Below are 26,607 nucleotides of genomic sequence, written 5' to 3' on the forward strand. Positions count from 1 at the left end.
CATCTTCTGGAGACCGAATGATCAACACCCGCCGAACCATTGCCGCTCTCGCTTTCGCAGCCCTGCCGATCCTCGGCGCTCTGGGTGCGGCAACCACGGCCAATGCCGTCCCCGTCGACCCCAACAACGGCCCCGGAAAGGGGTGCCCCATCGTGCAGGACGACGCCAACGGCAACACCACCGTTATCGGTTACGCGAACCCGGGTGACCGCAACGGGGTGTTGGTCTGTGGCAAGGACGGCGAATGGTCCTTCGGGAAGGCGGGCACCTTCAACGGCGGACCCAGCCGGATCGACACCCAGCCGGGTCTCTCCGCGCAGTAGGTGCTTGCTCGCTAGTTTTCGTGCTGCGCGGCGGCTGCCCGGCTGTCGAGGTCATCGAGATGAATGAGGTCGCGGGGTGGTCGGTCGAGGACCACCTCGCGGCTGACTGTGAGGTTCCGGTCGACGTGCAGCAGCTCGCCCGGCCGTAGCGGGGTCCAACCCGGGTCCTCATCCATCTGTTCGCTCGCGACGATCACCGCGGGATGCTGAGCGAGGTGCTCGGACCGGGCCCGGACTCGGCCTGAGCTGCTGGTGTGTTGCAGATGCCTGCTTCCGCTCGGGCCACCGGGTCGCCGCTCGAGAACCAGGAGGTCGTGCGTGTCCGGATAGCGCAGCGCCCAGAGTTCCTCCGGGGTGGTGAGCACCAGGTTGAGGGCGTAGACGGGCAGATTGTCCGCCACCCACTGCGCCGCTGTGCTGAGCCCGGCCGTGACGTCACCACCGTTCCGGTCGATGTGCCGGGTCACGAGGGCGAAGAAGCGCTCCGAATCGGTGTCACCCTCCACAAGGTCCAGGTCGGGGCCCAATTCGGTGTCGAGAGCCGCCAGATTTCCGATCACGCCGTTGTGCGCGAAGATTCGGCCGCGCAGTGTGAACGGGTGCGTGTTCGCCGGTAACAGTTCGCCCGTGGTGGCGAACCGTATGTGCGCGACGAACGTACTCGAATACCGATGCTTCACTTCCTGTGCGAACTCGGTGTCCTCATAGGCGGCCAGCGGCTGTTTCTCCACCACCGGAGTGCCGTCTTCGGCGAACGTCCCCAGCCCGGTGCCGTCCGGTTCCCGGTGACTCTGCTGCGTCAGGCTGTCCGGCGCATCGAGCAACCAGAACGACGCACGGACACGATGTGGAGCAGCGGACAAACCGAACAACCGGCACATGCGAGCAACCTTTCGGCAGGCAGCATCAACCGTTCCACGATAGGTCGTCCGGCGGTGCCGTCGTGGCGAAAGGCCGGTACCGCGCTGGATCGGCGCTGCTTGTTTCCTCGAATTCGTCACCCACTGGTGGCCGACGCGTGCGCGTGGCAGTCGGGGCAGGTGCCCCAATAGAGAACCTCGGCTTCGTCGATGACGAAACCGTGGTTGGAATCGGGTGTCAGGCAGGGTGCTTCGCCTACGGAACAGTCGATGTCGCGTATCGAACCGCACTTTCGGCACACGACGTGGTGGTGGTTGTCACCGACTCTGGTCTCGTAGCGAGCCGGGGATCCGGGCGGTTCGATACGACGGATCAGCCCGGCTTCGGTGAGGGCTCGCAAAACGTCGTAGACAGCCTGGGTCGACACCGAACCCAGCTGGTTGCGCACACCGGTCGTGATGGTGTCGGCGTCCGAGTGCGGTTGCCGATGGACCTCGGTGAGGACCGCTACCCGGGGCGCCGTGACTCGCAGCGAAGCACCGCGGAGCAGGCCGGCCAGCCGAGTGTGTGTGTCCACGATCACACTGCATCACCGTTTCTTGACGTAGTCAATAAAGCGAACGCTAATTTTCCAGAGGTGTGTGGCCTGCCAACGCGGCGGCGAGGAAGTCGGCAGAAACCTCCGGCCAGTCGGCTGGCCAGCGTCCGCCCTGCTTGTCCGCCAGCAGGGCGGCAAGCGGAGGGATCATTCGGGGGCCCCCGTCGACGACATAGCGCACGAACCCGATTCGAGCGCAGGTCGAGACCACCTCGGCCAGAACCGGCTTGGCTTCGTCGACGCGGTCTGCCGCAACCAGGCACGCCACCAGAAGGCGCTTGGCCTGCAAAGTCGCCCTCGGCCTGTTCTGCGCTTCGACTCGGCGCACCCATGCTTCGGCGCGTTCGCACGCGATACCGGGCTGATCCGTCATTTGCCCGCGGATCGCGGTCGCATCGTCGAGTTGCGCGACTATCTCGGCATAACCGAAATCGGGTGGGCGCAGGGGCGTCGCAGGCGGTTGCGACTCTGGCGGAGACGGTGGAAGTCCGAGACGAGCCCGCTCATTCTGAACCCTGGCCAGGAGTCGAGGAAGCCCCAGCGTAGTGGCCACCGTGGCTCCTTCGTCCAGGTGCCGGGCCGCCGAAGCGAAATCCCCGCGCCCGGCCTTCAACCGGGCTGATGTCACGAAGCGGGCGATCATGAAGTCGACCAGCCCACCCTCCCGGCCGAGCTCGTAGCTTTCGTCCAGCAGCCGCTCGGCCTCGTCGAGATGACCCTGCTCGTACAGCAATTCGCCGAGCAACGTTCCGGCAAGTCGTGCGGCGTGCGAGTGCTCACCGCTCGCTTTCGTCGCCACCTGCACGGCCAGCCGGAAATCTTCTTCGGCGGCAGCGATGTCCAGTTGCTCCATGGCGGCGAGGCCCGCGAAGCTGTAGCCGTACATCTGGTTGAACGCGCCGACGGTTTGCCGGTGGTAGGGGATAGCCCACTGCTGCAGGCGACGGGCCTCCCCGTACTCGAATCTGGCGATGGCGACGGCGGACGCCAGATTGGCGGCGGCGGATACGATCCACGAGCGCAGGGCCTCCGGCCGTGCGAACACCTCGGCGATCAGCTCGGGGACCTTGGCGACGCGATCCGCCGACACCTCGATGACGGCCCTGATGACGTCGCCCTCCAACCGGATGTCCGCGCGCTCGGACTCGCTCAGCGGGGAATGTTCCAGGGCGGCAGCAACGCGGGAGAGCGCGCGCAGGGTTTCCGGCGCCCGCTGGAGCAGGATGCTCGCCCACGCCACGGCGATCTGAATGCGAGGGCTGGACTCCACGACAGTGGGTGGCAGCTTCTCCACCAAACCCAGCAAGGCCACCATTCGAGAGTGTTCGACCAGGCGCATCCCCTGCGTTTCGACGACGGTCACCGCCATGTCGAGGTCGTCCGTCGCCAGGGCGTGATTGACGGCATCGCTCACGTAGTGGTGGTCGGCGAACCATTGCGCGGCGGCGCGGTGCAACGCCGGAACTCGTTCGGGCTGATCACGTTCGAGGCGCCGGCGAAGGTACTCGGCGAACAGGTGATGGTATTCGAACCACTCCCGGTCGTCGTCGAGGCTCCTCAGGAACAGGTCCCGTGACTCGACTTGTTCGAGCAGAGCCTGCCCCCGCGGCACATTCGCCAGCACCGACGCGAGGTCGCCGCAGACACGCTCGGTGATCGAGGTCGCGAGCATGAAGTCGAGTAGCGCGGGTTCGAGGGTGCTCAGGACGTTTTCGGCCAGGTACTCACCGATGGCGTGATGCCGCCCCGACATGTGCCGGATGAGGTCGCCGGGATCGGATCGGTCCCGCAGCGACAGGGAGGCCAGTTGCAGTGCCGCGACCCATCCGTCCGTTGTCTCCTCGAGCGCCTCGACGTCGGCGTCGGCGAGTTCGAGTCCGCCGATGTCGACGAGGAATCGCTGTGACTCACCGAGATCGAAACGTAACGCCATGCTGTCGATTTCCACGAGTTCGTCCCGGACGCGGAGCTTCGCCAGCGGAAGTCCCACCTGGGTGCGGCTCGTCACCACGATCTGGAGGTGGTGGCAACCATTCTCGAGGACAAAATCCATGGCCTCGATCGTTTTCGGGTCGGACACCCGGTGCCAGTCGTCGATGATCACCACCACGTGTCGCCGGCCTTCGTGGATCTGGTCGACGAGCGAAGTGAGCACGTACCGCTCGGCATCCTCGCCGTTCTCCTCGAGTGCCTGCCCCAGTTCGTCGGCGAGCGAGGGATCGGCCCGGCGGATCGCCTCGACGAGGTGGGACAGGAACCACACGACGTTGTTGTCGTCGTTGTCCACGGTCAGCCAGGCGACGACGGCGCCCTCGCGGACGAGTTCGTCACGCCACTGCGCGGCGACCGTGCTCTTCCCGAACCCGGCGGGTGCGTGGATCAACGCCAGACGTCGGCGGTGCCCTCGTCGAAGCATCTCGAGCGGCCGGGTCCGCGGCACCAGCAACCGCATCGGCGTCGGCGGACGGAAGCGAGCCGCGGCGCTGGGGGGTGTGGCGCCCGAGCGCCGGCGATAACTGCGGCCGCGTCCGGACACGGCCGACTGAGTGGTCGGGGTTGCCGACTGTTCCACACGCGGGAATTCGCCGACCGTGGAGGGCAGTGCCATCTCGTCGATGCCGAGATTGTGCCTGCGTTGCGCCTCCTGCAATTCTCGGCCGAAATCCGCTGCGCCTGCGGGACGATCGGCCGGATCGTCGGCCATGGCATGTTCGATCGCGGAGCATACGTCGTCCGGAACGTCTTCCCCCCGAAGATCCGGAACAGGTTGGGTGGCGATCCGCAGGAACTGCGCGACGAGCCTCTCGCCGCTGCGGCGCTCGAACGCAGCATGTCCCGTGAGGAGGCAGAACAATGCGGCGCCGAGGCTGTACACGTCCGACGCCACGGAAGGGGGCTCACCCCGGAGCACCTCGGGCGCGGTGTACGCGGGCGAACCGGTGATCATGCTCGACGTAGTTTCGAATCCGCCCGACACGCGGGCGATGCCGAAGTCGGTGAGCTGGGGTTCGCCGTAGCCGGTGAGCAGGATATTGGCCGGCTTGACGTCCCGGTGCAGCGTCCCCGCGCGATGCGCCGTCTCGAGCGCCCCCGCCAACTTGATCCCGACCCGAAGCACCTCCGCCCAGGGCAGGGGTCCTTCGTGGCGTACCCAGGCCTCGAGTGAATCGCGCGGGTGATACGGCATCACGATGTACGGCCTGCCGCTCGGCGTCACCCCCGATTGAAGGATGTCGACGACGTGGGGATGCCCGGACAGCTTGCCCATCGCGCGCTGCTCGCGCAGGAACCGCGCGCGATCCTCGTCTCTCAGGTCGGACGAGAGAACCTTGATGGCCACTGTGCGATCGAGGGCGCTCTGGAGGCAGCGGTAGACGACCCCGAACCCACCCCGGCCGATCTCCCGTGCATCGTCGAACCCTTCTGCCGAGAGTTCTGCGACGATGTCGGTGACGGCGACCCGCGTAGTTGTTCGCGGATCCGAGTCGGTCGGCCCGGCTTCTCCTTCCGGGCCTCGTGGCACACTCATGACATCACCTTCTCGGTGCACTGACGCCAGCATATCGCGGTCGCACATTCCCGAGAGCGTGTTCGAGAGCGAGCGAACCTGAGGAGATTTCTACGTGACCGACACCGGAATTGCGGCACCCGACACGAACCCGGCCGCAGGCATTTTCGCCACGCTTCTCGACGAGCGGATCAGTTGCCGGGCCTTTCTGCCCCATCAGGTGCCGCGTCAGGTGATCGAGCGGATCCTCGAGTTGGCGCAGCAGACGCCGTCGTGGTGCAACACGCAGCCGTGGCAGGTGGCGATCACGGAGGGAGAAGGAACCGAACGGTTCCGTACGGGACTCGCAGAGTACGTGCGCAGCCATCCGCAAGAATCGGACTTCGACTTTCCCCGCGAGTACCGGGGTGAGCACAAGCTGCGTCGCCGGGAATGTGCCATGCAGCTGTATTCGAGTGTGGGCATAGCGGCCGGGGACCGGACGGCCTCGGCCGAACAGACCATGAAGAATTTCGACCTTTTCGGGGCGCCGCACGTCGCGATCGTCACCACCCATGAAGCGCTCGGAACCTACGGCGCGGTCGACTGTGGCCTGTACGTCGACAGCTTTCTCCTCGCGGCGCAGAGCCTCGGGGTCGCCACCATTCCCCAGGCTGCGCTCGCAGGTAGTTCGCCCTATATCCGCGACTTCTTCTCGCTGTCGGAGGAGCGCAAAGTCGTCTGCGGTGTCTCGTTCGGCTACGCCGACCCCGGAAACCCGGTCAACCAATTCCGTACCCACCGCGAAAGCGTCGACAACGTGGTCGAGTGGGTGTCGCAGTAACGTGCTCGACCGTGATTCACTGTTCGCTCTCTTGCGGCGCCGCCCCGATGTCGAGGCACCGAACCTGGTGGCCGTCGACGCCGCAGACCGTCTGATCCTCGACGAGGCCACGACCGCTCTAGCGGACGCGCCTGCGGGAACCGTCGCCGTGATCGGGGACCACTACGGTGCGCTCACACTCGGCGCCGCGGTAACGCACGCCTCCACCGGCATCCGGGTGTTCCAGGATCCGCTGACGGGGGAGCAGGCGCTGGCCCGCAACGCTGAGGCGGCAGGTCTGACGTCGTGCTATCGGCAGTGCGCCCTCGGGCAGGACCTACTCGAGGGTGCGCGCGTGGTCCTGCTGCAATTGCCGCGGAGCCTGAGCGAGCTCGCCGAGATCGCCGAGGCGATCGCGCGTCACGCCGACCCCGGCGTGGTGGTTTTCGCCGGCGGCCGGAACAAGCACATTTCCACCGGGATGAACGAGGTGCTCCACCGCTCGTTCGCGTCCGTGCGGGCAACACTCGGGCGGCAGAAGTCGCGGGTGCTGATCGCGAGCGGTCCGGTGGCGTCCGCTCGGTCAAGTTTCCCGGTCACCGAACATATCGACGAGCTCGGCCTCGATGTCGTCTCCCACGGAGCCGCGTTCGCCGGTTCCACACTGGACATCGGTACCCGGTGCCTCCTCGACTTCCTCCCGCGCGTGAACCCCGCCGCGCAGACCGCCGTCGACCTCGGCTGCGGCACCGGCATCCTGGCTGTCAGCCTCGCTCGGCTGCGGCCCGGCATCTCGGTCATCGCCACCGACCAGTCGGCGGCCGCAGTCGCATCCGCTTCGGCCACGGCCCGTGTCAACGGAGTCGCCGACCGGGTGAGCACACTGCGCGACGACGTGATGTCGACACTGCCCACCGGAAGCTGCGACGTCGTCCTCTGTAATCCACCGTTCCACGTCGGCGCGGCCGTACACACCGGTGTCGCCATCAAGATGTTCGCCGAGGCGGGACGGGTACTCCGTTCCGGTGGCGAAATGTGGACCGTGTACAACTCTCATCTCGGGTATCGAGGCCGGCTGCAACGGCTGGTCGGGCGCACCGACGTGGTCGGCCGCAACGCCAAATTCACCGTGACCCGGTCGATCGCCTGATCGCCGCGCCGCCGGGCACTCGTCTGGCGGCTGCCACTGCGGCACCGGTAGAGTCCGAATTGTCCGACCCGAAGCGAAGAACGGGAACTCGCGGTGGGGTGCCGGACGTTCATCATATGAGAGAACCCGGATTCACCCGGCGAGCCACGAGAAGGGATGTGCACGGTGCGCACCACCAGTAACCCGGTGTTCCGTAACCTGCCCAAACAAGAGGGCAACGGCGGATACGCCTCGTTCGGATCTACGACGGCCGGCGCCGCGCAGGTCACGCAGCAGTTCGGTCAGCCTCAGTACACCCAGGCCGAGCCCTACCGCACGGGCCCCGACTACCGTTCGATGACCATCGACGATGTCGTCACGAAGACCGGAATCACACTCGGTGTGCTCACGGTGTCGGCGATCATCTCCTACTTCCTGGTCACCAACGACGCGGGGCTCGCGGGGCCGTTGGTCATCGGTGGCGGCCTGGTCGGTCTCGTCCTCGTGCTGATCGCCACTTTCGGCCGCAAGATGGACAACCCGGCGATCGTGCTGGCCTACGCCGTCGCGGAAGGTCTGTTCCTCGGGGCGCTGTCGTTCATGTTCACCGACATCACGTTCGGTGGAGTCGGTGGCGCGGCGCTGATCGGCCAAGCAGTCCTCGGTACGTTCGGTGTGTTCTTCGGCATGCTCGTCGTCTACAAGACGGGCGCAATCCGAGTCACGCCCCGCCTGACGCGGATGATCATCGGCGCTCTCATCGGTGTCGTCGTCCTCGCCTTGGGCAACGTGATCGCCAGCTTCTTCGTCGAAGGCGGGCTCGGACTGCGTGACGGCGGCACGATGGCCATCATCTTCAGCCTCGTCTGCATCGGTATCGCCGCCTTCAGCTTCCTGCTGGACTTCGACGCTGCTGACCAGCTGATCCGCGCTCAGGCGCCGGAGAAGGCCGCCTGGGGAGTCGCCTTCGGACTCACGGTCACCCTGGTGTGGCTGTACGTCGAGATCCTCCGCCTGCTGAGTTACTTCAACAACGACTAGCAGTTTCACGAGAAGGCCCCCGAGAGCATGCTCTCGGGGGCCTTCTCGCGCTTCGCGCCCGTGCGCCTTTTTGGTTGCTCCAGCTACCACAAAGGCGCACGGGCGGCGGAGCCGCCTCAGCTCAGGCGTTCGAGGACCATGGCCATGCCCTGCCCGCCGCCGACGCACATGGTCTCGACGCCGAACGTCTTGTCCTGCTCACGCAGGTTGTTGAGCAGGGTGTTGGTGATGCGAGCACCGGTCATACCGAACGGGTGGCCGAGGGCGATGGCGCCACCGGAGATGTTCAGCTTGTCCTCGTCGATCTTCAGCTCACGGGCCGAACCGAGGACCTGGACCGCGAAGGCCTCGTTGATCTCGAACAGGTCGATGTCCGAGACACTCTTCCCGGCAAGTGCGAGCGCCTTCTTCACGGCCTCGATCGGCCCGAGACCCATGATCTCGGGCGACAGACCCGACACACCGGTCGACACGATCCGGGCCAGCGGAGTCAATCCGAGGGCCTTCGCCTTCGTATCCGACATGATCACCAGCGCGGCGGCGCCGTCGTTGAGCGGGCACGCGTTGCCGGCGGTGACGGTGCCGTCCGGCCGGAACACCGGCTTGAGCTGGCTGACGGCCTCATAGGTGGTGCCGGCGCGCGGGCCGTCGTCGGTGCTGACGACGGTGCCGTCGGGAAGGGTGACCGGAGTGATCTCCCGCTCGAAGAACCCGTTCTTGATGGCCTCCTCCGCACGGTTCTGCGACCGGACACCCCAGCGGTCCTGCTCCTCACGGCTGATGCCGGTGGCGGATGCCACGTTCTCGGCGGTCTGACCCATCGCGATGTAGACGTCGGGCAGCAGGTCGTCCTCACGCGGATCGGTCCAGGCGACGCCGCCCTCGGCGAGCTTGCCGGTCCGGGCCTCGGCGTCGGCGAACTTCGGGTTCTTCGTGTTGGGCAGACCGTCGGCGTTGCCGGTGACGAAGCTCGACACCGACTCGACACCGCCCGAGATGAAGACGTCGCCCTCGCCGGCCTTGATCGCGTGCAGCGCCATGCGGGTGGTCTGCAGCGAGGACGAACAGTACCGGTTGACGGTCACACCGGGCAGGAAGTCGTAGCCCAGCTGCACGGCGACGACGCGGGCGATGTTGAACCCGGACTGCCCGGCCGGCTGGCCGCACCCGAGGAGCAGGTCGTCGATCTCGGTGGGATCGAGTTCGGGGACCTTCGCCAGCGCCGCGGCAACCATCTGCGTCGTCAGATCATCCGGGCGGATCGACTTCAGTGAGCCCTTCATGGCCCGACCGATCGGTGAACGTACTGCAGAGACGATTACTGCCTCGGGCATCAATAACTCCTTTGTCGGCTGCGGAGGTCTGCACTGTGTTGCAGGCCACCGATTTCATGGCTGTTCAGACAACCTACGTCGTCGCCTCCGTGCGCGGATATCTCCGTCTCACTGGGCGGCCTTCCGGACTCGCGACGCCGACGCCTCCTCGATTCCGAGAAGGTCGTCGAGGCGACCCGTCGCACGGCGTCGCGCGGCACGTCGCCACAGAAAGCGATTGAGCGAGGCGAGTGTTCGCGTCGAGAACTTGCGTGCCTCGGCTGCTTCCGAGACCTCGGGCAGGTCCGGGAGAGGGCCGCCGTGCCACATGCCCAGTGCCGTGGCGAGGACGGGCACGATCTGCATTGCCGCCAGTTCGTATCCCGCAGCAGAAGGATGGAAGTGGTCGGCCGAGAACATTCGGTCGGGGGCAGCCAGGAATTCGCGCGCCAGCAAATCGGCCAGCGCAACCGGATGTCCCCCCGCCGCAGTGACCGCGACCGCCTGCGCTCTCGCCAGACGCAGGCCCCACGTGCGGACGACGGTGCGCAGGGGCTGCGGTATGGCTGTGACGACTCCCAGGTCGGGGCACGTCCCGACGACAACGGCGCAGTCGTGCTCCCTCAATCGGGCGACGGCCTCACCCAGCCTGTGGGCCGAGGCGCGAATCGAGTTCTTCGCTGTGACGTCGTTGGCTCCGACGAGAATGACGGCGGCGTCCGGCGGCGGCCCCGCCACGAACATCGCGTCGACCTGGCCGCTGAGTCCCCGCGAGGTGGCACCGCCGATTGCCTTGGTGCTCAGCCGAACCCGCTTACCCGTCTCGTCGGCGAGGCGGCGGGCGATCTGCACGCCGGGCACTTCCTCCGCCGTCAGGCAGCCCACGCCTGCAGCGGTCGAGTCGCCGAAGATCATCAGGTGCAGGTCGAACGGTGCGCCGCGACGCCAGCGTTCCACGTCCGCGCTGCCAGGGGCGTACACGCCGTCGGCCTCCGGCGGTTTCGCGACGTTGCGTCCGATGACGCCTCTCGCCGCCGTCGCCTGCGACATGAGGTATGAGTACGCTACCCAGGACAGTGTTCCTGCGCTCGATCCCGCTACTACCGCCGTGGCGCCGGCCTTCACTCCGGTCTGCCAGGTGCTCTTCGGCACTGCACTCACCTTTCCGCTACCTGGTGTGTTTCTCACGGGTTCCGGCGGACTGCGTCCGTACCAATCTAGCCGCGTCCGATGCCTCGTGCCGGACGTCTGTGAGCATCCGATCTGCGCATCTGGGACCATGGAGTCATGCGCATCGCGGAACACGTCGTCGACCTGATCGGCAACACCCCTCTCGTCAAGCTCACTTCGGTTATCGGCGGCGAGCACGGGACCGTTGCAGCCAAGCTCGAGTACCTGAACCCCGGCGGAAGCTCGAAGGACCGCATCGCGGTCAAGATGATCGACGCCGCCGAGGCGTCGGGCGAGCTGAAGCCGGGCGGAACCATCGTCGAACCCACGTCCGGCAACACCGGCGTCGGGCTGGCCCTGGTGGCACAGAAACGTGGGTACAAGTGCGTGTTCGTGTGCCCCGACAAGGTCGGCGAAGACAAGCGCAACGTCCTCAAAGCCTACGGCGCCGAGGTCGTGGTGTGCCCGACCGCGGTCGCGCCGGAACACCCCGACAGCTACTACAGCGTGTCCGACCGCCTCGCCCGCGACATCCCCGGCGCGTGGAAGCCGAACCAGTACGCCAACCCGGGCGGTCCGCAGAGCCATTACGAGACCACCGGACCCGAGATCTGGGCCGACACCGACGGAAAAATCACCCACTTCGTCGCGGGCGTCGGCACCGGCGGCACCATCACCGGCACCGGCCGCTACCTCAAGGAGGTGTCGGGCGGGAAGGTCAAGATCATCGGCGCCGACCCCGAGGGCTCCGTGTACTCCGGCGGCACCGGCCGTCCCTACCTGGTCGAAGGTGTCGGCGAGGACTTCTGGCCGAGCGCCTACGACCCGTCCATCCCCGACGAAATCATCGCCGTCTCCGATGCCGACTCCTTCGAGATGACGCGCCGACTCGCGCGTGAAGAAGGCCTGCTGGTCGGCGGATCGTGCGGCATGGCCGTCGTCGCCGCACTCGAGGTCGCCAAGCGTGAGGGTCCCGACGCGGTGATTGTCGTTCTCCTCCCCGACGGCGGACGCGGCTACCTGTCCAAGATCTTCAACGACAAGTGGATGGCCTCCTACGGCTTCCTCCGCACCCCGCTCGACGGCAAGCCGGACGAGAAGACGGTCGGCGACGTGCTGCGCGGCAAGTCCGGCGAGCTCCCGGACCTCGTTCACACGCACCCGTCCGAGACGCTGCGCGACGCCATCGAGATCCTCCGCGAGTACGGGGTGTCCCAGATGCCCGTCGTCGGGGCCGAGCCGCCCGTCATGGCCGGTGAGGTCGCGGGAAGTGTGACGGAGCGCGACCTTCTCAGCGCCGTGTTCGAAGGCCGTGCCCACCTCGCCGATCCGGTCGAGAAGCACATGAGCAAGCCTTTCCCGCTCATCGGTTCGGGTGAGCCGGTGTCGGCCGCGACGAAGGCGCTGGGGGATACCGACGCGCTGATGGTGGTGGACGACGGTAAGCCGGCCGGCGTCATCACTCGCCACGACCTGCTCGGTTTCCTCAGCGCCGGGTCCTAGGGCGAGACATCGGGACGGGCTGCTCGCCGGACGCGGGCGGCCCGTTCCACATCCGAGGGGGGAAATCAGTGGGTGCTCGTCTGTGTCGTGTCGTGGGGGTTCCGATCATCGGACTGATGGTTGCCGGGTGCGGGCAGGCGGTCGACGGTGTCGCCCAGCCGGCATCGGTGGCGACAGCGAAACCCAGCTCTGCGGTGGTGGCCGAGTCGACCGACTGCGACCACCTGACGGAGGTGCTGGGGTCGTTGGTATCGGACCGGCCGTATCTCACCGAGGCAGCCCTGCCGGGCTCCGCCGATCCCACCTGCTCGTGGTCGAAGGGGCCGGCCAACGTGCTGAGCACCCTCACGGCGTCCGTCAAGCCGCAGGCGACGGACCCGGTGGTCATCGTCGAGATGAGGAACGGGACGAATGTGATCCCCGATCCGCGGTCCACGGCAGTGGACGGGGTGGTCCTCGACGTCGTCGCCATGGCACTGCTCACGCCGACACACAGCATCATCGTCAACGCGATCGACCCCTCCGTGAGCGACGAGACCAAGCTCGACGTCGCATTCGCGATTGCGAAGTATCTGCAAGATTAGGTCCCCACTACGCTGGCCTACATGAGTGAGCAGCGCAGCAAAGCGGACAACATCAGCTGGCAGGGTTTCTCCACCAAGGCCGTGCACGCCGGATTCGACCCCGACCCGCAGACCGGCGCCGTCAACGTCCCGATCTACGCGAGCTCGACGTTCGCACAGGACGGCGTCGGCGGCATGCGTAACGGGTTCGAGTACGCCCGCACGGGCAACCCCACCCGCCGGCCGCTCGAGGCCAACCTCGCAGCCCTGGAGTCGGGCACGTACGGCCGGGCGTTCGGCTCGGGCATGGCCGCCACCGACTGCGTCCTGCGTGCCGTCCTCCGCCCGGGCGACCACCTCGTCATCCCCAACGACGCCTACGGTGGCACGTTCCGCCTGATTGACAAGGTCTTCTCCCAGTGGGGTATCGAATACACCCCCGTACCGGTGTCCGATGTGGATGCCGTGCGCAACGCGATCCGGCCGAACACAAAACTGGTGTGGGTCGAGACCCCCACCAACCCGTTGCTCACCATCGGTGACATCGAAGCGCTCACCGAGGTGGCGCACGCGGCCGACGCGAAGATCGTCGTCGACAACACGTTCGCGTCGCCTTACCTGCAGCAGCCGCTGCAGCTCGGCGCCGACATCGCCCTGCACTCGACCACTAAATACATCGGCGGCCACTCCGACGTCGTCGGCGGCGCACTGGTCACCAACGACGAAGAACTCGACGCGGCATTCGCATTCCTCCAGAACGGTGCCGGCGCCGTACCCGGTCCCTTCGATGCCTTCCTCACGCTGCGCGGCATCAAGACCCTCGCCCTCCGCATGGAGCGGCACAGTGACAACGCCGAAAAGGTCGTGGAGTTGCTCACCGGGCACCCGGCCGTCTCCAAGGTCATCTACCCCGGCCTCGAATCGCACAGCGGTCACAAGATCGCCGAGAAGCAGATGCGTCGTTTCGGCGGCATGATCTCCGTCCGGCTCGCCGGCGGCAAGCAGGCGGCGCTGGACTTCTGCTCGCGAACCGAGATCTTCACCCTCGCCGAGTCGCTCGGTGGTGTCGAATCGCTGATCGAACATCCCGGTGCGATGACGCACGCCTCCACCGCCGGTTCGCTGCTCGAGGTCCCGGACGACCTCGTGCGGCTGTCCGTCGGCGTCGAAGACGCGGCCGACCTCGTGGGCGACATCGAGCAGGCGCTGAAGTAGGCGGCTTCGCCGCCCGTGCGCCTTTTTGGTAGCGGCAACTACCAAAAAGGCGCACGGGGCGCGGAGCGCCCTATGCTGGCCCGCGTGGAATCCGTCACGCTCGAGCAGATCAGGGCAGCCCGTAGGCTGCTGGCCCCCGTGATGCGCCGGACGCCGGTGATCGCATCGAGGGCGTTGTCCGAGCGGTGCGGGCACGAGGTGTCGCTCAAGTGCGAAAATCTCCAGCGCACGGGTTCTTTCAAGCCGCGTGGTGCGTATTACCGGATCGCGAATCTCGCCGAGGAGGAACGCGCGTGTGGTGTCGTCGCCGCGAGTGCCGGTAATCACGCCCAGGGTGTGGCCTGGGCGGCCACCGACCTGGGCATCGCGTCGACCGTCTTCATGCCGACGGGCGCGCCCCTACCGAAACTCGTCGCAACCAAGGCCTACGGCGCGACCGTGCATCTGACCGGTGACACCGTGGACGACGCCCTGGTGGCGGCGAAGGAATTCGCTGCGGAGACCGGGGCGGTGCTGATTCACCCGTTCGACCACGTCGACATCGTGGCAGGGCAGGGGACGGTGGGCCTCGAAATTCTGGAGCAGGAGCCGGACGTCGGCACCATTGTCGTTCCGACGGGCGGTGGTGGCCTCATTGCGGGGATCGCCGCCGCGGTGTCGGAGTTGCGTCCCGACGTGCGCATCATCGGCGTCCAGGCCGAGCAAGCAGCCGCGTGGCCCGCTTCGCTCGCCGAAGGCCGTCCTGTGCCGTTGGCGAGCATGTCCACCATGGCCGACGGCATTGCGGTCGGCCGACCGGGCGACGTCCCGTTCGCGCACGTCGGCACTCAGGTCGATGCCATCGTCACGGTGAGCGAGGACGCGCTGTCCCGCGCCCTGCTGTTGTGCCTAGAGCGCGCGAAACTCATCGTCGAACCCGCCGGCGCCGCGGCGGTGGCGGCTCTGATCAGTTGCGCCCAGGCCGAGCTCGGCCTCACCGGAAAGGTCTGCGCCGTGCTGTCGGGCGGCAACGTCGACCCGCTACTGCTGACCCATGTCGTCAACCACGGGTTGCGCGCGTCGGGACGCTATCTCGGTGTGCACGTGACCATTCCGGACCGACCGGGTGGTCTGGTCGGCCTCCTCGAAGTCGTCAGCGGGAACGGGGCCAGCGTGGTCGACGTTGTTCACTCCCGGACCGGTGGCTCACTCGCACTGGACGAGGTGGAGGTATTCCTCACCGTAGAGACCCGTGGCCCGGGACATCGGCAGGATCTGCTCGACGCGCTCGACGCCGCCGGATACGCCGTTCGGCTGCAGCACTGAGCGCGCCGCTAGTGTGGCCATCCATTGACGGTGCTCACCCGGAACTCCTGATCCACCAGTCGCGCGGGTAGCTTCAGTTCGGCCAGCCAGCTGACGGCGCCGCCGCCCATCGCGACCGCCGCCGTACTGGTCGCGTGGGCGGTGGTGCAGCAGTCGGCCACCACGGACACCGTGCGCCACAACGCCATCGGGTCGGGACGCAAGGGTTTCACGGTGCTGGCGGTCGCCACGCCCGCACCCGACGGAATCGACACCTGGCAGGTGGGGTCGCCCGGCAGGTCTTGAACCTGTATCTGCCACCCACCCGGCGGCGTAGGTCCGGCGGTGGCGATGTCGCCGCCCAGGGCCACCAGCACGCCGCAGCCGAGGAGTTCGGCGGTGGTCGAGGCGCAGTGGTCTGCCGAGCTCGCGCGAGCGGTGGCCGTGAGATCGAGCTGCACTCCCTCGGGCAGCGTCACCTCGGTTCCGTCGACCCCGACCGTGCGCCAGGAGTGGGTGGTGGATGCCGACGTGGGGTCGAGCTTTCCGTCCGTGATCCGTGCCGCAGACAGTGCATCGGCGATGAATCGGGCGAACAGTGGGGTCACGCTGTTCTTCCCGTGCCGGAGAGAGTGGATCTCGGCGTCGGATCGCTCGCGATTGACCGCGGCGTCTGCTGCCGCGAGATAGCCGCGCACCAGGTTGGCGGCCGAATCGAGGGCGCCCGGGTCGGTGACGACGACACGCACGTGCCCACCCCACGTCGACCATTCGGTCGCGCTACGCGCACCGGTCATGCTGTGGTTACTTTCCGCGTCTTCAGAATCCGCTGGACACCGCATCCGGTGTTCCGGAGCCTGCCGAGACGAGGGGAGCGGCGACGGCCGCGTCGGACGAAGAGGCGTCCGCGGCGGCCGCGATGCCGCCACCGGCGACCAACCCGGCGATCCCGGCTGCGGCGAGCGCACGCCGAACGGGAAGCAGGCGGGCATTCCGTCGATCTTCACTCATGTCCACCACCTTCCACGACAAACCTGTGAGCAACCTGGGAATCAGTTCGGAGAGCGATGCGAGGCCGGCTCAGAGGGGTGGAGTGCAGTCGGGCCGGGTGGAAACACGCACGCACGGTCGTGTGCGACGGCCCGAAGCCTGCTCACCGCACGAAATGGCTGCTGCCCAAGCTGCCGAATTCGGCCCGCGCCTGCTGTACCCCGTCGTAACGTGAACCTACTCGGTTCGGCATACCGAGGAGGAGGAGCGCACGTATGTCAGTTGATGCAGCGGCGATCATCGTGGCGATCACCACAGCAGCGGGGGCAATGGTTCAAGGAGCAGACATACCGCAGCCAGTGAAAGACCAAGCGGCGGACGCTATCCAAGTTGTAGAGCAAGCTTCTCCCGACGTTCAGAAACAGGTGAACGACGCCATTTCGGCTCTCCCGGAACCAGCACGACAGCAAGCCGAGCAAATGGTCACCGACGCATCCGAGGTGGTGAAGCAGGCGACCGATCCCTATCTTCCGGCGCCGCCTGCTGCAGACGCACCGCCGGCGCCGCCCCCGCCGGTCCCCGGACCCGAGCAGGCACTCGTCCTCCCCGACAGTCCGCTCGACCAGCCCCCGGCGCCGATGGCCTCGGGTGCACAAACCGTGATCGGTGGGCTGGCCGCCGTCCCCGGCGTCCCCGCCATCATCAGCGGCCTCGGATCCTTGATTCCCTCGGTTCCTGCCGGCTTTCCCGGGGTCTCACTGGCCCCGATCGGAGCCATCGCCGTGTTCGCCCCCTGGATCCGCAAGGCCGGCTCGTTGTGTGAAGGAATCAAACCGCCGACCCTGGCCGCTCTGTACTCGGTCGAGAACGGCTTCAGACATGGGGCGGCCTCGCCGGTGTCGAGGGCGGGTGCCCGCGGACCTGGTCAATTTCTGCCCGGCACCTGGGCCAAATACGGCAAGGACGCGGACGGCGACGGCAAGGTGGACATCAACGGCGTCGCCGACCCGATGATGGCGTCCGGCCAGATGCTGTGCGACCTCCACGCGCAGATCGACGCCTGGAAGAAACAAGGCGTGGTCAAGGGTGACACCCTCGACCTCACCCTTGCGGCCTACAACGCCGGTGCGGGTGCGGTGCGCACGTCGGGCGGCATGCCCGCCGGAAAACCGGACTACGTCCACGAAACCCAGCCGTATGTGGCACGGATCCGGTCGCTCGAAGAATCGTTCGCCCGGATGTTGTCGCCGTTCTTCTACGGTGTCGGCGCCGGGGAGCCGAGCCGGGTGGTCGAGATGGCGATGCGGTTCATCGGTCTGCCGTATGTGTGGGGCGGCGGCAACATCAACGGACCGTCCGGCGGGGGGTTCGACTGCTCCGGCCTCACCTCGTTCGCCGTCTACGCCGCCACCGGCATCAAACTGCCCCGGACCTCGGAGACTCAGTGGCGCGTGGGCGTCGAGATCCCGCTCTCGGAGGCGAAGCCGGGCGACCTGCTCTTCGGAAACTGGCAGTCGGGTGGTCCCGGGCACGTGGCGATCTATGTCGGACACGGCCAGATGCTCCACGCACCCACCACGGGTGACGTAGTGCGCATCGGTGCGGTGTTCTCCGGCATGAAGGCCCGCAGAATCATCTGAGCGCGAACTGCACCACCAAAAAACTCCGGTCCGGGCGCATCGCCCGGACCGGAGTTCTGTGAAGCAGAGCCGATATCAGCTGTGGTAAGGCTCAGCGCTGACGAGCGTCACCTTCATGCTGCTGCCGTTGGGCAGCGTGTACTCGCGCGTCTCGCCGACCTTCGCCTCGAGCAGTGCCCCACCCAACGGTGAGTTGGGGGAGTAGACCTCGAGCTTGTTGTCGCGTGCGCCCTCTTCGCGGGTGGCGATGAGGAACGTCTCGGTGTCCTTCTCGTCGCCGTCGTAGTAGACCTTCACCACCGAGCCGGGCAACGCCACGCCGGACTGGGTGGGTGCCTCGCCGACCTTCGCGCTGTTCAACAACTCCTGGAGCTGGCGGATACGAGCTTCCTGCTGGCCCTGCTCTTCGCGGGCCGCGTGGTAGCCACCGTTCTCCTTGAGATCGCCCTCTTCGCGTCGCTCGTTGATCTCGGCGGCGATGACGGGTCGATTGGCAATGAGTTGGTCGAGTTCGCTCTTGAGCCTGTCATGTGACTCCTGGGTCAGCCAGGTCACCTGGGTCTCGGTCATCTCGATCACTCCCTCGTAGTTGGAGCCCCCGGGCTCCCTCGACAGACCACTGCAACAGCAGTGATCAACGGCTCGGCGGATCAGCCGGCCGGGGCCGAACACAGATCCACCTTGCCGCCAATGCAGCAATACACGGTTCCAAACCGGAACCGTGTATCAGCCGATTCTAGCACGATCGGAGGTCGGAACCGGCGGAGAACCCGAACGGTCGCTCGGGGAGCGGCTGGTCAGCCGCCGGTGAGATACGCCGGAACGTCCAGGCTGCACCCATACACATCACCCATGGCCGGCGGCTCGGACGTGTAGACGGGGGCCGTGATCTTCACCGTCTGATGTGGCCCTCCGGCGATGTAGACCTCGCGCCGTCCCGTCTCGGATCCGTCCTTGGAGCGTGCACGGACGATGCACACCCCCGGGCGCGAAGGGTCGTCACGGGTGACGGTGAAGGTGATATCGAGCCGCGAGTCGTCGACAAGATCGAACGATGTGGCCTCGCTGTCGATGTCGGAAATCGTGAACCTGTCGTAGGCCGAGAACGCCACAACCACCCCGAGCACTACGACGACCGCGCCGAGCGCCCACGCGATCCAGCGCCTCGGCCGTGCAGGCTTCGCTGCACCTGTGTATCGGCCGGGGGGAAGCGTTCTCGTCATCACTCTGCTCTCACACCGCTCCAGTTCCTCACTGCTTCCAGCACTCGAGCGGGGTCACGGCTGCAAGCGGAACTATCGGGTGGAACTATAGAGGATGTGCGTCGGTGCGCCGTCAAGCGATGGCGGAGGACGAAGAGCGTACGACACGAACAAGCCGGCAACGGCTACTGGCGAAGTTGAGGTGAACGAATACGTGAGCGGATTCCGTCTCATGGCCGTCCATGCCCATCCCGACGACGAGTCGAGCAAGGGTGCGGCGACGACGGCCCGTTACGCCGCCGAGGGCAACGAAGTGCGGGTTGTGACGTTGACCGGGGGTGAACGCGGCGACATCCTCAATCCGGCGATGGACGTGCCCGGCGTGCGAGACCGCATCCACGAGGTCCGCATCGAGGAGATGGCCGAGGCCGCTCGCATCCTCGGTGTCCAGCACCAGTGGCTGGGATTCGTCGACTCGGGATTGCCCGAGGGTGACCCGCTGCCGCCGCTGCCGGAGGGGTGCTTTGCGCTGGTGCCGCTCGAGGTGGCCACCGAAGCTCTGGTCCGGGCCATCCGCGAATTCCGTCCCCACGTCATGACGACGTACGACGAGAACGGCGGTTATCCGCATCCCGATCACATCCGCTGCCACGAGGTGTCGATGGCCGCCTACGAGGCGGCCGCGGATCCGCAGCAGTTCCCCGACGCGGGCGAGCCGTGGAAAGTGCAGAAGGTCTACTACTCGCACGGGTTCATCCGTAAACGTCTCCTGCAGTTCCAGGAGGAGTACGAACGCCGCGGTGAAGAATTCCCGATGGCGGAGTGGCTCAAGAAGTGGAAGACCGAGCAGGGTGATCTGATGGCGCGCGTCACCACGCAGATCACCTGCGGCGACTACTTCCCGCAGCGCGACGACGCCCTGCGCGCCCACGCCACCCAGATCGACCCCAACGGTTCGTTCTTCGCTGTTCCGCTCGAGATCCAGCAGAAAATCTGGCCGACCGAGGAATTCGAACTCGCCAAGACCCGGGTCACCACCTCCATTCCGGAGAACGACCTGTTCGCCGGCGTTCACCCGGACGAGTCGCAGTGATGTCGTTGACGCTCGGTGTCGTCGCCGGGACGGTGGAACTGCTGGCGCAGACGCCCAGCACGCCCTCCGGTCCCGAGTTCGGTAAGGCCTCGCCTATCGGACTGGTGGTCATTCTCGCTCTGCTCGCGGGCGTGGTGCTACTGGTGCGCTCGATGAACAAGCAGCTGAAGAATCTGCCCGAGACCTTCGAACCGGACCATCCCGAACCCGACCAGGAAGCCGACGAGGGCACCGACCGCGGCGCACTGCACGGGGACAACGGGACCACGAGCGGGCCCTCCGGTCCCACCGACAATCCACCGAAGCTGCAGCAGTAGTCGAAGAGGAGCTGGACATGGACCCACGCGCACGCAACACACTCGGCGGGTCCACCAGCCCCTATCTGCGGCAGCACGCCGACAACCCGGTCCATTGGCAGCAATGGGGGCCGGAGGCGATCGAGTGGGCGCGTGAACGTGATGTGCCGATTCTGCTGTCGATCGGGTACTCCGCGTGCCACTGGTGCCATGTGATGGCGCACGAGTCGTTCGAGGACGACGCCGTCGCGTCGCTGATGAACGAGCATTTCGTGTGCATCAAGGTCGACCGGGAAGAGCGTCCCGACCTCGACGCCGTGTACATGAACGCCACCGTGGCGATGACAGGCCAGGGCGGTTGGCCGATGACGTGCTTCCTCACTCCCGACGGTGCACCGTTCTATTGCGGGACCTATTACCCGCCCGCGCCACGCGGCGGAATGCCGTCCTTCACCCAGCTGCTCGGCGCCATCGCCGACACGTGGCGGGACCGGCGCAGCGACGTCGACAATGCCGCGGAGTCGGTGGCGACGGAACTGCGCCGCGGAGCCGGCGGCATACCTACTGCGGATGTCGCGGTGGATGCCGCGCTTCTCGACGCGGCTGCTGCTGCCGTGTTGAAGGACGAGGACATTCCACGGGGCGGGTTCGGAGGTGCGCCCAAGTTTCCGCCGTCTGCGTTGCTGGAGGGTCTACTGCGCACCTACGAGCGTTCCGGGAACGCGAAGGTGCTCGAGACGGTGGAGCGCACGGCGTCCGCGATGGCGCGGGGCGGGATCTACGACCAGCTCGGCGGCGGTTTCGCCCGCTACTCGGTCGACGCCGAGTGGGTCGTGCCGCACTTCGAGAAGATGCTCTACGACAACGCCCAGCTACTGCGCGTGTACGCCCACCTCGGTCGGCGAACGGGTTCGGAGCTGGCGGTCCGCGTCACCGAGGAGACCGCGCAGTTCCTGCTCCGGGACCTGCGTACGGAGAACGGCTCGTTCGCGTCTGCGCTCGACGCCGACACGGAGGGCGTCGAGGGCCTGACCTATGTGTGGACACCCGCACAGCTCGTCGAGGTGCTGGGCGCCGAGGACGGCGAGTGGGCGTCGCATCTGCTGACCGTGACGCCGGAGGGAACCTTCGAAAAAGGCGCGTCGGTGATGCAACTCCTCGAGGATCCGGACGACTGGGAGCGGTGGGGTCGCGTGCGGAACGCTCTTTTCGCTCACCGTGCGATCCGGCCGCAGCCCGGCCGGGACGACAAAGTGGTCACCGCCTGGAATGGGATGACCATCACGGCGCTGGCCGAGGCCGGTGCCGGATTCGGCAGGCCGGAGTGGATCTCCGCGGCCGCCGAGTGTGCCCGCACGGTGCTGGACCTGCACCTTGTCGACGGTCGCCTGCGCCGTGCCTCGCTGGGGTCGGTGGTGGGCGAACCCGTGGGAATTCTGGAGGACTATGCGTGCCTCGGCACCGGACTACTCGCGTTGTTCCAGGCGACCGGCGACGCCGAATGGCTCGAACCCGCCGAGGCCCTGCTGGAGCGCGCGTTGCGACACTTCGCGGACGCCGAGCAGCCCGGCAGCTGGTTCGATACGGCGGATGATTCGGAAGTCCTGGTGACCCGTCCGCGCGACCCGGTCGACGGCGCCACGCCGTCCGGTGCCTCGTGCCTGGCCGAGGCCCTGCTCACCGCTGCGGCGGTGGCGGAGGCGGGCACCTCGGCCCGGTATGCCGCCGCGGCCGCCGCGTCACTCGACCGGGTGGCGCTGCTCCTCGAACGGGCACCGAGGTCGGCGGGACACTGGCTCGCCGTGGCCGAGGCGTCGGTGCGTGGGCCGATCCAGGTGGCGGTGGCAACGAACGGCGAGACCGGGCTGCTGGACGCTGCTCGCCGACTCGCTCCGGGTGGTGCGGTGGTGGTCGGAGGTGAACCGGATTCGTCGCCGCTGCTTGCCGACCGGCCGCTGGTGGGGGGCGATTCGGCGGCGTATGTGTGCCGCGGGTTCGTCTGTGATCGTCCGGTGTCGACCATCGGCGACCTGGCCGAGGCGTTGAGCCGGTAATTACTGTCCGAACACGACCAGCCAGACGGCGATGTAGTGGCACAACGCCGCGATCACGGTGGCGGCATGGAAGAACTCGTGATGCCCGAAGGTGGCCGGCCACGGATTCGGCCACTTCGTGGCATACAGCACGGCGCCCACCGAGTACAGGATGCCGCCGATGAGCAGCAACACCATGGGCAGGACCCCGACCTCGGAGGTCAGCTCCGGCGCCACCGGAACGATCGCCCAGCCGAGGAGCAGGTAGAGCGGAACACCGACCCACCGCGGCGCCGTCGGCCACAGCATCTTCAGGGCAACGCCGGCGAAGGCACCGGCCCAGACGACGATCAGCAGTGTGCGTCCGGTGCTCGAGGGCAGGCCCAGCAGCCCGAACGGTGTATAACTGCCGGCGATGAACAGGAAGATCATCGAGTGATCCGCCCGCTTCATCCACGTGCGGGCGGACGTGGTCTTCCAGTGCACTCGGTGATACGTGGCGCTGACCCCGAATACGCCACACACGGTGACGCTGTAGACCGCCGTGGCGACGGCCGCTTCCGCTGACACTCGGAGGCCGGACACGAGGACGAGGACCAGCCCGGCGATGACCGAGATACCGAACGCCCACAGGTGAATCCACCCACGCAGACGCGGCTTGACCGGGAGCTCGTCGAGTCCGAAAGCTGTCACAGGACACCCCTTCTCGCTGTTCGCGACTCGAACCTACGGAACCGTAGGTTCGCTTGTGGGGAGAGCGTACCCGTCGGTAGGACCACGGTGCACCACGTGTGACCGCCATCGCGAATCGCGATCGGCAGCGGCGTACTCTTGGCTGTCATGGTGATCTCCCGGTGAGTGTGCGAGGACTGCTGTACAGCATCTACGAGCGACGGTTGCTCGCGCGGCTCGAAGGTCTGCAGCACCCTCGGCACATAGCGGTGATGTGCGACGGCAACCGGCGGTGGGCCCGGGAGAACGGCTTCACCGACGTCAGTCACGGACACCGGATGGGTGCCCTCAAGATCTCGGAGATGCTGGGCTGGTGTGATGCGGCCGGGATCGAGATGGCCACCATCTATCTCCTCTCGACCGAGAATCTGCGCCGGGACGCGGAGGAACTGGACACTCTTCTCGAGATCATCACCGATGTCGTCGAAGAGATCTCCGGACCGGACAAGAACTGGAGTGTCAAGATCGTCGGTGCGCTGGACCTGCTGCCTGCCGAGCAGTCGCGCCGCTTGCGGGAGGCGGCGGAGCGGACCGAAGGCCGAACCGGCACCCATGTGAACGTCGCCGTCGGCTACGGCGGCCGGCAGGAAATCGCCGACGCCGTCCAGTCGCTGCTCTGCGAGAAACTCCTCGCAGGGTTGTCGGGCGACGAGTTGGTGAAGTCGATCACAGTCGACGGCATCGGCGGGCATCTCTATACGTCGGGTCAACCGGATCCCGACCTCGTGATTCGTACGTCAGGAGAACAGCGGCTGTCGGGGTTCCTGTTGTGGCAGAGCGCCTACTCCGAGATCTGGTTCACCGAGGCGTACTGGCCCGAGTTCCGTCGGGTCGACTTTCTGCGCGCGCTGCGCGACTACGCGGCCCGGCATCGCAGATTCGGCGTCTGAGCGACCACCCGGTTACAGCTTGCGCAGGCGCAGCCGGTTGATCGAGTGATTGGCGTCCTTGCGCAGCACGAGGGTGGCGCGGGGGCGCGTCGGCAGAATGTTCTCCACCAGGTTCGGTCGGTTGATGTTGTGCCAGATTTCCTGAGCGGCAGCGGTGGCGTCGCGGTCCGACAGGTTCGCATAGTGGTGGAAGTGGGCGTTCGGATTGGCGAACGACGTCTGGCGCAGGGCCAGGAAGCGCTGGATGTACCACGCCTCAATGTCCTCGATGCGGGCATCGACGTAGATGGAAAAGTCGAACAGATCCGAGACCATGAGACGCGGACCGGTCTGCAGGACGTTCAAACCCTCGATGATGAGGATGTCCGGCTGGCGCACCAAGTGGTACTGGCCGGGGATGATGTCGTACGAGATGTGCGAATAGACCGGTGCTGCTACCTCCTCGGCGCCCGACTTCACCTCGGTGACGAACCGCAGCAGCTTGCGTCGGTCGTAACTCTCCGGAAAACCCTTGCGGTGCATGATCCCGCGCCGGTTCAGCTCGTCGGTGGAGTACAGGAAGCCGTCCGTCGTCACCAGGTCGACGCGGGGGTGATGTTCCCAGCGGGCGAGCAGTGCTTGCAAGACACGCGCCGTGGTCGACTTGCCGACCGCGACACTTCCCGCGACGCCGATGACGAACGGCACCTGCTGATCCGGATGCTTCTCACCGAGGAACGTCGCGGTCGCGGCGAACAACCGCTGTCGCGCGGCCACCTGCAGGTGGATCAGACGGGAAAGCGGAAGATACACCTCCGCGACCTCTTCGAGGTCGATCTGCTCGCCGAGGCCTCGGAGTCCGTACAACTCCTCCTCGGTCAACACCAGCGGAGTCGACTTACGCAGCGTGCGCCACTGTTTCCGGTCGAATTCGACGTACGGGCTGGATTCGCTTGCCCGGGCCATCAGTTCCGCTCACACTCGAGCGACTGGGGGAGTGAGCCGTCCACGCCCGGAATCTCGGCCGTCGTCGTCGCGCTGGCGAGTAGCGGTTGCATAGTCGGATTGTGCTTGGTGCCACAGGCTGAGCTGTCGGCGGGTCACGCACACGGTTGTCCGACTAAGGTCGATCGACATGGAATCGGATTCGTTGGTTCGCGAATATCTGCTGCTCGGGCTGGGATTCGATCGGCTCGAAGAGGGATTCGTCGATGCGTACACCGGCGACCCGGCGCTGCGCCGGAAGGTCGAGAACGCGCCGCGGCCCGACCCGCGGGAACTGGCACGCACAGCAGCAACCCTGCGTGCGGAATTGCCGTCCGCGGGTCTGTCCGACGAGCGGACGCGGTTCCTCGACGTCCATTTGCGGGCACTCGAATGCTCGGGACGGAAGTTCGCCGGGGACGACGTCGGGTTCGTCGACGAGGTGGAGGCCTATTTCGACGTTCGCATTACACGCGGCGACGAGGAGCAGTACCGCGAGGCGCACCGCAAGATGGACACCGTGCTGCCCGGAACCGGCACACTCACCGAGCGGGTCCATGCCCACCGCGCCGCCGACGAGATACCGGCTGACCGGTTGAAGGACTGCGTCGACGCCTTCTCGAGCGCCCTGCGCGACCTGGTGCGCGAGCACTACGCCCTGCCCGAAGCCGAGGTCGTCGAGTACGAGGTGGTCGGGGACAAGCCGTGGTCGGGGTTCAACTACTACCTCGGAAACTACCGCTCCACGGTCGCCATCAACTCCGACCTGAAACAGCACATGGCAAATCTGCCTCGGCTCATCGCGCACGAGTCGTACCCGGGCCATCACACCGAGCACTGCCGTAAGGAAGCCGGACTCGTCGGCGCGGGGCAGCTGGAACAGACGCTGTTTCTCGTCAACACCCCGCAGTGCCTCATGGCGGAGGGTCTTGCCGACCTCGCGCTCGAATCCATCGTCGGTGAGAACTGGGGTCTGTGGGCGCAGGAAATCTACGCCGACCTCGGACTGCGATTCGACGGTGAACAGGCACAGCGACTGTCGGCGGCGTCCGGTCAGCTGCTCGGTGTCCGCCAGGACGCTGCGCTGATGCTGCACGACGAGCGCCGCAGCGCGGACGACGTCGCCCTGTTCCTGCAACGGTGGAGCCTGTCGACCCCCGAGCGGGCGCGGCAGTCGCTGCGCTTCCTGTCCTCGCCCCTGTGGCGGGCCTACACCAGCACCTACGTCGAGGGATACCGCCTGCTCGGCAGCTGGCTGGCGGAGGTCCCGGTGGGCGCGGAGCGGTCGGAACGGTTTCGTCGGCTCCTCGACGAACCCCTCGTTCCCAGTGCCCTCCGCCCCGTGAGTACTTCTTAACACTGGGGGGGCTGTTGCGAAATGTGTGACCGCGCTGGCGGGTGAGGGGGTGCCGCGGTGGGGGATCCCGCACCTTTGCGGCTCTCGGTCAGGTGGTGGCC

The 26,607-nt window shown here is 66.7% G+C and carries 25 protein-coding genes; 14 read left to right on the plus strand and 11 right to left on the minus strand.

What is annotated here, in order from left to right:
• The first annotated feature begins 17 nt into the window (after positions 1–17).
• Entirely contained in the window at positions 18–323 is a 306-nt protein-coding gene (locus ACH49N_RS35550) for a hypothetical protein (protein WP_109332254.1), read from the plus strand.
• Positions 324–334: 11 nt separating this feature from the next.
• Here the strand turns inward: ACH49N_RS35550 and ACH49N_RS35555 are convergent, their stop codons facing one another.
• From ACH49N_RS35555 to ACH49N_RS35565, 3 genes are all read right to left on the minus strand, one after another.
• Complete coding sequence (locus ACH49N_RS35555; RefSeq protein ID WP_250776323.1) at positions 335–1,204, minus strand: class II glutamine amidotransferase; 870 nt, start codon at positions 1,202–1,204, stop codon at positions 335–337.
• A 116-nt stretch (positions 1,205–1,320) separates the two neighbouring features.
• Positions 1,321–1,761, minus strand: a complete 441-nt coding sequence (locus ACH49N_RS35560; protein WP_250776322.1) for a Fur family transcriptional regulator — start codon at positions 1,759–1,761, stop codon at positions 1,321–1,323.
• Positions 1,762–1,807: 46 nt separating this feature from the next.
• Positions 1,808–5,305: a protein kinase gene (locus ACH49N_RS35565; RefSeq protein WP_358277078.1), complete on the minus strand. Its 3,498-nt coding sequence runs from the start codon at positions 5,303–5,305 to the stop codon at positions 1,808–1,810.
• 100 nt (positions 5,306–5,405) lie between these two features.
• Here ACH49N_RS35565 and ACH49N_RS35570 point away from each other — a divergent pair, with 100 nt between their 5' ends.
• From ACH49N_RS35570 to ACH49N_RS35580, 3 genes are all read left to right on the plus strand, one after another.
• Positions 5,406–6,113: a nitroreductase gene (locus tag ACH49N_RS35570; RefSeq protein WP_250776317.1), complete on the plus strand. Its 708-nt coding sequence runs from the start codon at positions 5,406–5,408 to the stop codon at positions 6,111–6,113.
• Between the two features lies 1 nt (position 6,114).
• Positions 6,115–7,242: a methyltransferase gene (locus tag ACH49N_RS35575; protein ID WP_250776315.1), complete on the plus strand. Its 1,128-nt coding sequence runs from the start codon at positions 6,115–6,117 to the stop codon at positions 7,240–7,242.
• Positions 7,243–7,407: 165 nt separating this feature from the next.
• On the plus strand, positions 7,408–8,262 hold the full coding sequence (locus tag ACH49N_RS35580; RefSeq protein ID WP_201453438.1) for a Bax inhibitor-1/YccA family protein: 855 nt from the start codon (positions 7,408–7,410) through the stop codon (positions 8,260–8,262).
• Positions 8,263–8,378: 116 nt separating this feature from the next.
• Here ACH49N_RS35580 and ACH49N_RS35585 read toward each other — a convergent pair whose 3' ends face one another.
• The gene (locus ACH49N_RS35585; protein WP_109332250.1) at positions 8,379–9,596 is read right to left on the minus strand and encodes an acetyl-CoA C-acetyltransferase; all 1,218 of its coding nucleotides are present in this window, start codon (positions 9,594–9,596) and stop codon (positions 8,379–8,381) included.
• 108 nt (positions 9,597–9,704) lie between these two features.
• On the minus strand, positions 9,705–10,727 hold the full coding sequence (locus ACH49N_RS35590) for an SGNH/GDSL hydrolase family protein (RefSeq protein WP_201453439.1): 1,023 nt from the start codon (positions 10,725–10,727) through the stop codon (positions 9,705–9,707).
• A 135-nt stretch (positions 10,728–10,862) separates the two neighbouring features.
• Here ACH49N_RS35590 and ACH49N_RS35595 point away from each other — a divergent pair, with 135 nt between their 5' ends.
• The 4 genes from ACH49N_RS35595 (at position 10,863) to ilvA (ending at position 15,331) form a co-directional block, all read left to right on the plus strand.
• A complete protein-coding gene (locus ACH49N_RS35595) occupies positions 10,863–12,248 on the plus strand; it encodes a cystathionine beta-synthase (protein ID WP_109332248.1) in 1,386 nt (461 codons plus the stop codon).
• A gap of 68 nt (positions 12,249–12,316) precedes the next feature.
• Positions 12,317–12,832, plus strand: a complete 516-nt coding sequence (locus tag ACH49N_RS35600) for a hypothetical protein (RefSeq protein ID WP_159925212.1) — start codon at positions 12,317–12,319, stop codon at positions 12,830–12,832.
• 21 nt (positions 12,833–12,853) lie between these two features.
• Positions 12,854–14,026 carry a cystathionine gamma-synthase gene (locus ACH49N_RS35605; protein ID WP_159925214.1) on the plus strand — a complete coding sequence of 391 codons (1,173 nt, stop codon included), beginning with the start codon at positions 12,854–12,856 and terminating at the stop codon, positions 14,024–14,026.
• A gap of 72 nt (positions 14,027–14,098) precedes the next feature.
• Complete coding sequence (gene ilvA, locus ACH49N_RS35610) at positions 14,099–15,331, plus strand: threonine ammonia-lyase (protein WP_159925216.1); 1,233 nt, start codon at positions 14,099–14,101, stop codon at positions 15,329–15,331.
• An 8-nt stretch (positions 15,332–15,339) separates the two neighbouring features.
• Here the strand turns inward: ilvA and ACH49N_RS35615 are convergent, their stop codons facing one another.
• A complete protein-coding gene (locus ACH49N_RS35615) occupies positions 15,340–16,107 on the minus strand; it encodes an FAD:protein FMN transferase (protein WP_159925218.1) in 768 nt (255 codons plus the stop codon).
• Positions 16,108–16,129: 22 nt separating this feature from the next.
• Positions 16,130–16,321, minus strand: a complete 192-nt coding sequence (locus ACH49N_RS35620; RefSeq protein WP_317768714.1) for a hypothetical protein — start codon at positions 16,319–16,321, stop codon at positions 16,130–16,132.
• A 254-nt stretch (positions 16,322–16,575) separates the two neighbouring features.
• Between ACH49N_RS35620 and ACH49N_RS35625 the strand changes: the two genes are divergently transcribed.
• A complete protein-coding gene (locus ACH49N_RS35625) occupies positions 16,576–17,940 on the plus strand; it encodes a bifunctional lytic transglycosylase/C40 family peptidase (protein WP_358278618.1) in 1,365 nt (454 codons plus the stop codon).
• A gap of 75 nt (positions 17,941–18,015) precedes the next feature.
• Here the strand turns inward: ACH49N_RS35625 and greA are convergent, their stop codons facing one another.
• Both greA and ACH49N_RS35635 read right to left on the minus strand, forming a co-directional pair.
• The gene (gene greA / locus ACH49N_RS35630) at positions 18,016–18,510 is read right to left on the minus strand and encodes a transcription elongation factor GreA (protein ID WP_005238978.1); all 495 of its coding nucleotides are present in this window, start codon (positions 18,508–18,510) and stop codon (positions 18,016–18,018) included.
• A gap of 227 nt (positions 18,511–18,737) precedes the next feature.
• Positions 18,738–19,163, minus strand: a complete 426-nt coding sequence (locus tag ACH49N_RS35635; RefSeq protein WP_358278621.1) for a DUF4307 domain-containing protein — start codon at positions 19,161–19,163, stop codon at positions 18,738–18,740.
• 193 nt (positions 19,164–19,356) lie between these two features.
• Here ACH49N_RS35635 and mca point away from each other — a divergent pair, with 193 nt between their 5' ends.
• The 3 genes from mca to ACH49N_RS35650 are packed head-to-tail and all read left to right on the plus strand — an operon-like array spanning position 19,357 to position 22,585.
• Positions 19,357–20,235 carry a mycothiol conjugate amidase Mca gene (gene mca / locus ACH49N_RS35640; RefSeq protein WP_109335268.1) on the plus strand — a complete coding sequence of 293 codons (879 nt, stop codon included), beginning with the start codon at positions 19,357–19,359 and terminating at the stop codon, positions 20,233–20,235.
• On the plus strand, positions 20,235–20,552 hold the full coding sequence (locus ACH49N_RS35645; protein WP_284708783.1) for a hypothetical protein: 318 nt from the start codon (positions 20,235–20,237) through the stop codon (positions 20,550–20,552). Before mca ends, ACH49N_RS35645 begins: the two co-directional genes overlap by 1 nt.
• Positions 20,553–20,569: 17 nt before the next feature.
• Positions 20,570–22,585 (plus strand): thioredoxin domain-containing protein, encoded by a 2,016-nt coding sequence (locus ACH49N_RS35650; RefSeq protein ID WP_358278623.1) that lies wholly within the window; start codon positions 20,570–20,572, stop codon positions 22,583–22,585.
• On the opposite strand, the gene ACH49N_RS35655 is transcribed toward ACH49N_RS35650, so the two are convergent.
• Positions 22,586–23,257: a hemolysin III family protein gene (locus ACH49N_RS35655; RefSeq protein ID WP_159925224.1), complete on the minus strand. Its 672-nt coding sequence runs from the start codon at positions 23,255–23,257 to the stop codon at positions 22,586–22,588. It abuts the gene before it with no gap.
• A 161-nt stretch (positions 23,258–23,418) separates the two neighbouring features.
• Here ACH49N_RS35655 and ACH49N_RS35660 point away from each other — a divergent pair, with 161 nt between their 5' ends.
• Positions 23,419–24,186, plus strand: coding sequence for an isoprenyl transferase (locus tag ACH49N_RS35660; RefSeq protein WP_159925226.1), 768 nt, complete (start codon positions 23,419–23,421; stop codon positions 24,184–24,186).
• Positions 24,187–24,198: 12 nt separating this feature from the next.
• Here ACH49N_RS35660 and coaA read toward each other — a convergent pair whose 3' ends face one another.
• On the minus strand, positions 24,199–25,131 hold the full coding sequence (gene coaA / locus ACH49N_RS35665) for a type I pantothenate kinase (protein WP_109332232.1): 933 nt from the start codon (positions 25,129–25,131) through the stop codon (positions 24,199–24,201).
• 169 nt (positions 25,132–25,300) lie between these two features.
• Between coaA and ACH49N_RS35670 the strand changes: the two genes are divergently transcribed.
• Positions 25,301–26,506 (plus strand): DUF885 domain-containing protein, encoded by a 1,206-nt coding sequence (locus ACH49N_RS35670; protein WP_250776301.1) that lies wholly within the window; start codon positions 25,301–25,303, stop codon positions 26,504–26,506.
• Positions 26,507–26,607: the final 101 nt, after the last annotated feature.

Source organism: Rhodococcus sp. NPDC019647 (assembly GCF_044389235.1).
Classification (GTDB): domain Bacteria; phylum Actinomycetota; class Actinomycetes; order Mycobacteriales; family Mycobacteriaceae; genus Rhodococcus_F; species Rhodococcus_F oxybenzonivorans.

Excerpts from the sequence above, each read along its gene's own strand:
- ACH49N_RS35550 (WP_109332254.1), top strand. The coding sequence starts at position 18 with ATGATCAACACCCGCCGAACCATTGCCGCTCTCGCTTTCGCAGCCCTG.
- ACH49N_RS35555 (WP_250776323.1), bottom strand. The coding sequence starts at position 1,204 with ATGTGCCGGTTGTTCGGTTTGTCCGCTGCTCCACATCGTGTCCGTGCG.
- ACH49N_RS35585 (WP_109332250.1), bottom strand. The coding sequence starts at position 9,596 with ATGCCCGAGGCAGTAATCGTCTCTGCAGTACGTTCACCGATCGGTCGG.
- ACH49N_RS35595 (WP_109332248.1), top strand. The coding sequence starts at position 10,863 with ATGCGCATCGCGGAACACGTCGTCGACCTGATCGGCAACACCCCTCTC.
- ACH49N_RS35605 (WP_159925214.1), top strand. The coding sequence starts at position 12,854 with ATGAGTGAGCAGCGCAGCAAAGCGGACAACATCAGCTGGCAGGGTTTC.
- ilvA (WP_159925216.1), top strand. The coding sequence starts at position 14,099 with ATGCTGGCCCGCGTGGAATCCGTCACGCTCGAGCAGATCAGGGCAGCC.
- ACH49N_RS35615 (WP_159925218.1), bottom strand. The coding sequence starts at position 16,107 with ATGACCGGTGCGCGTAGCGCGACCGAATGGTCGACGTGGGGTGGGCAC.
- ACH49N_RS35620 (WP_317768714.1), bottom strand. The coding sequence starts at position 16,321 with ATGAGTGAAGATCGACGGAATGCCCGCCTGCTTCCCGTTCGGCGTGCG.
- ACH49N_RS35625 (WP_358278618.1), top strand. The coding sequence starts at position 16,576 with ATGTCAGTTGATGCAGCGGCGATCATCGTGGCGATCACCACAGCAGCG.
- greA (WP_005238978.1), bottom strand. The coding sequence starts at position 18,510 with ATGACCGAGACCCAGGTGACCTGGCTGACCCAGGAGTCACATGACAGG.
- ACH49N_RS35635 (WP_358278621.1), bottom strand. The coding sequence starts at position 19,163 with ATGACGAGAACGCTTCCCCCCGGCCGATACACAGGTGCAGCGAAGCCT.
- ACH49N_RS35645 (WP_284708783.1), top strand. The coding sequence starts at position 20,235 with ATGTCGTTGACGCTCGGTGTCGTCGCCGGGACGGTGGAACTGCTGGCG.
- ACH49N_RS35650 (WP_358278623.1), top strand. The coding sequence starts at position 20,570 with ATGGACCCACGCGCACGCAACACACTCGGCGGGTCCACCAGCCCCTAT.
- coaA (WP_109332232.1), bottom strand. The coding sequence starts at position 25,131 with ATGGCCCGGGCAAGCGAATCCAGCCCGTACGTCGAATTCGACCGGAAA.
- ACH49N_RS35670 (WP_250776301.1), top strand. The coding sequence starts at position 25,301 with ATGGAATCGGATTCGTTGGTTCGCGAATATCTGCTGCTCGGGCTGGGA.